2 protein-coding genes are annotated in these 3,627 nt (G+C 67.9%); both read left to right on the top strand.

What is annotated here, in order from left to right; genetic code table 11:
- Nucleotides 1-1,259 (top strand): DAK2 domain-containing protein (locus B1964_RS14380; protein WP_079930262.1); only part of this gene is annotated, 1,259 nt, incomplete at its 5' end.
- On the top strand, nucleotides 1,259-3,627 hold a 2,369-nt coding region (locus tag B1964_RS14375; RefSeq protein WP_079930261.1), incomplete at its 3' end, for an ATP-dependent DNA helicase RecG. The genes B1964_RS14380 and B1964_RS14375, both read left to right, overlap by 1 nt.

The following is a 3,627-nucleotide window of genomic DNA, read 5'->3' as shown; positions in this document are numbered from 1 at the left end:
GCGAGCCGCGCGAGGGGACGGTCCTGACCGTCATTTCGGTGGCCGCGACGACTGCGGCCGCCCACGCCGACGACCCGCCGGGCGATCTCGTGCGTGCGGTGGCCGACCGCGCCGCCGAAGCCCTCGACCGGACCACCGATCAACTGCCCGAGCTCGCCTCCGCCGGCGTGGTCGATGCAGGTGCACGCGGCTTCCTGGTGTTGCTCGATTCGCTGGTCGCGGTGATCACCGGGGTATCGGCGCGGCGTCGGCGCTACCGGGGTTCGCTGATGGGCGGCGGACGACCGGGCCATCCCGACGATGCGACGTGCTCGGGGTCCTCGGAGATGGATTTCGAGGTGATGTACCTGCTCGACGGCGCCGCGGGCGAACACATCGGTGCCCTGCGCGACGAACTCGACCGCATCGGCGACGCCGTCGTCATCGTCGGCGACAGCTCCAGCGGCGACGGCGAGCGGTTCTCGGTGCACGTCCACACGTGCGAACCGGGCAAGGCGGTACAGGCCGGGTTGGCCGCGGGGCAGATGTCGGACATCCGGATCAGCTGTTTCGCCCTCGACGCCATCCGGTCGCAGGTCGACTCGGCCGAACCGCCGCCGCGATACAAGCGGGCCATCGTCGCCGTCGTCAAGGGGCAGGGAGCCGCTGCGCTGTTCGCCGACGCGGGCGCCGCGGTGGTGCGCGCCGACGGCGGGGTGAGCACCGACATACTGGCGCAGGCGATCCGCGACACCGACGCCGCGCACGTCATCGTCATGGCCAACGGTGCGATGACCAGCCAGGATCTTGTGTCCGTCGCCGCCGACGTCCGATCACAGCAACGGTCGGTGGTGTCGCTGCCGACCCTGTCGATGGCCCAGTGCCTGGCTGCGCTGGCCGTACACGACCCGGGGGAATCCGCCGACGCCGATGCCTATGCGATGGCCGAGGCGGCGGCCGGTGCCCGATGGGGATCCCTGCGCCGCGCCGAAGGCCGCATGATGACCCTGGCCGGCACCTGCGAGGTAGGCGACATCCTGGGACTCATCGGTTCGGACGTGCTGGTGATCGCCCCGGATCAGACCGAGGCCGCGACCGCACTTCTCGACCTCATGTTGGCCACCGGTGGCGAGATGGTGACGGTGCTGGCCGGTTCCGAGGTCGACGATGCCGCGCTGGACGCGCTGGCCGAACATGTGCGGCGCAACTATGCGGGCATCGAGTTGAGCGTGTACGCCACCGGTCAGGGCGACGACCTGATCCAGGTCGGGATCGAGTAGTGGCAGCCAGGCGCACCTCGACCGGTCGGTCCGGACGTACCCCCGCGGCGACGGACGACGCCGTCACGGTTCCGTCGGTGACCCCCGGGACGGTCACGCTGTCCGACGAGCTGGCCGGTGTCCTCGGCCCGAAGACGGCCGCGGGTCTGGCGACCATCGGGATCTCGACCGTCGGCGAACTGCTCCGGTATCCGCCGCGCCGCTACGTGCGGCGCGGCCAGCCCTCGGCGTCGGAGGAACTCGAGGAGGGCGAATGGGTCACCATCGTCGGGCGCGTCACCAAGGCGAACATGGCGTCCATGAAGTCGCGTCCCGGAAAAATTCTCCGGCTGTCGGTCATGGACGAGAAACGAACCTTCGAGGTGAGTTTCTTCAATCCCTACAGCGTCGCGCGTGCGCTCACCACCGGCCGGAAGGTGATGTTGGCCGGCACGGCGAAGTTCTTCCGGAGTCAGCCGCAGTTGACCCATCCGCAGTGGCTGGTGCTGCCGGAAACCGGTGAGGACCTGGAGAAGGTCGTCGGCAGCCCGATGATGATGGAGATGTACGAGATCGAGCGCGCCGCAAGCGAATCCGATCCCTCGGCGCCCAATCCGATGCTTGCACTGTTTGATCGGTCGATCATCCCGATATACCCGGCGACGAGTACCTGTCAGACATGGGAGATATGGAGCGCCGCGCGTCGTGTCCTCGACCTCGTCGGACCCCTGCCCGACGCCCTCGATGACGCGCAACGTCGGAAACGGTCGCTCATCCGTACCGACAACGCGGTCCGTTCGGTCCACCTGCCCGAGGCCGACGGCGAGATCCGCCCGGCCCGTGAGCGCATGAAATTCGATGAGGCACTGGCGATCCAGCTGGTCCTCGCGCAGCGGCGACTCGCCGGGCGCACCGACACCGCACCGATCTGCCCGCACGTACCGGGCGGCCTCGAAGACCAACTGCTCGCCCGGCTGCCGTTCACACTGACGACCGGACAGCAGGCTGTCGCCGAGGAGATCGGTACCGACCTCGGTCGCGACGAGCCGATGAGTCGGCTCCTGCAGGGCGAAGTCGGCTCGGGCAAGACATTGGTGGCGTTGCTCGCGATGCTGCGCATCGTCGACAACGGCCACCAGTGCGCACTTCTTGCGCCCACCGAAGTGCTTGCCGCGCAGCACTATCGAACGATCTCGGCGATGCTCGGTGACCTGGGCTCGGCCGGCCGGCTCGGCGCCGCCGACGGTGCCACCCAACTCGCACTGGTGACCGGATCGATGAAGACCAAGGACAAACGCGAAACCCTCCTCGACGTCGTCACCGGGCAGGCCGGCATCGTGATCGGCACCCACGCCCTTCTCGAGGAGAACGTCAGTTTCTTCGATCTGGGCATGTTCGTCGTCGACGAGCAGCACCGGTTCGGTGTCGAGCAGCGCGACACGCTCCGCGGGCGTGGCCGCGACGGCATCGCACCGCACGTGTTGGTCATGACGGCAACGCCGATCCCGCGCACCGTCGCGATGACCGCATTCGGTGATCTCGACACCTCGGTGCTGACCGAACTACCGGCCGGCCGCCAGCCCATCACCACCAACGTCGTGCCCATGGGTAAGCAACGGTGGGTCGATCGGGCCTGGGAGCGCGTCGACGAGGAGGTTGCCGCGCACCGTCAGGTCTACGTGGTGTGCTCACGCATCGGGGACGATCCCGATGCGCCGAAGAAGGCAGCGCCGAAAAAGGCGACAGTGCGCAAGGGCCGCACGCCCGCACGAGGTGCCGACGCCGATGGTGACGGGCCCGAGGAGGAGACCGTTGCGGTGATCGATCAGTTCCACGAACTGCTCGCGGGTCCGCTCGGTGGGCATCGGATCGCGATGCTGCACGGACGCATGCCGGCCGAGGAAAAGGCCGAGACGATGGATGCGTTCGGCCGCGGCGAGATCGACATCCTGGTGTCGACGACGGTCATCGAGGTCGGAGTCGACGTGAAGAATGCGACGACGATGGTGATCGTCGATGCCGACCGGTTCGGCGTCAGTCAGCTCCATCAGTTGCGCGGACGCGTGGGCCGCGGTGGACTGCCCGGCCTGTGCTTGTTGATGACCAGGGTGTCGCCGGGTTCGAAGTCGATGGAACGACTCGAGGCGGTCGCTGCGTCCAATGATGGATTCGAGCTCGCCCAGATCGATCTCCAACAGCGAAGGGAGGGTGATGTCCTCGGTTCGCTGCAGTCCGGCGGCAAGACGTCACTGCACTTCCTGTCGCTGCTCGACGATGCCGAGATCATCGCCGACGCGCGGGATCTCGCGCAGGACATCGTCGCTGCGGACCGGACACTGGCCGACCACCCTGCGATGGGTGCTCTGGTGGACGCGATCCTGGTACCGGA

Source organism: Gordonia sp. i37 (assembly GCF_002043085.1).
Taxonomy (GTDB): Bacteria; Actinomycetota; Actinomycetes; order Mycobacteriales; family Mycobacteriaceae; genus Gordonia; species Gordonia polyisoprenivorans.
Note: the sequence above shows the minus strand (reverse complement) of the source record. Positions and strands in the feature narration are given on the sequence as shown.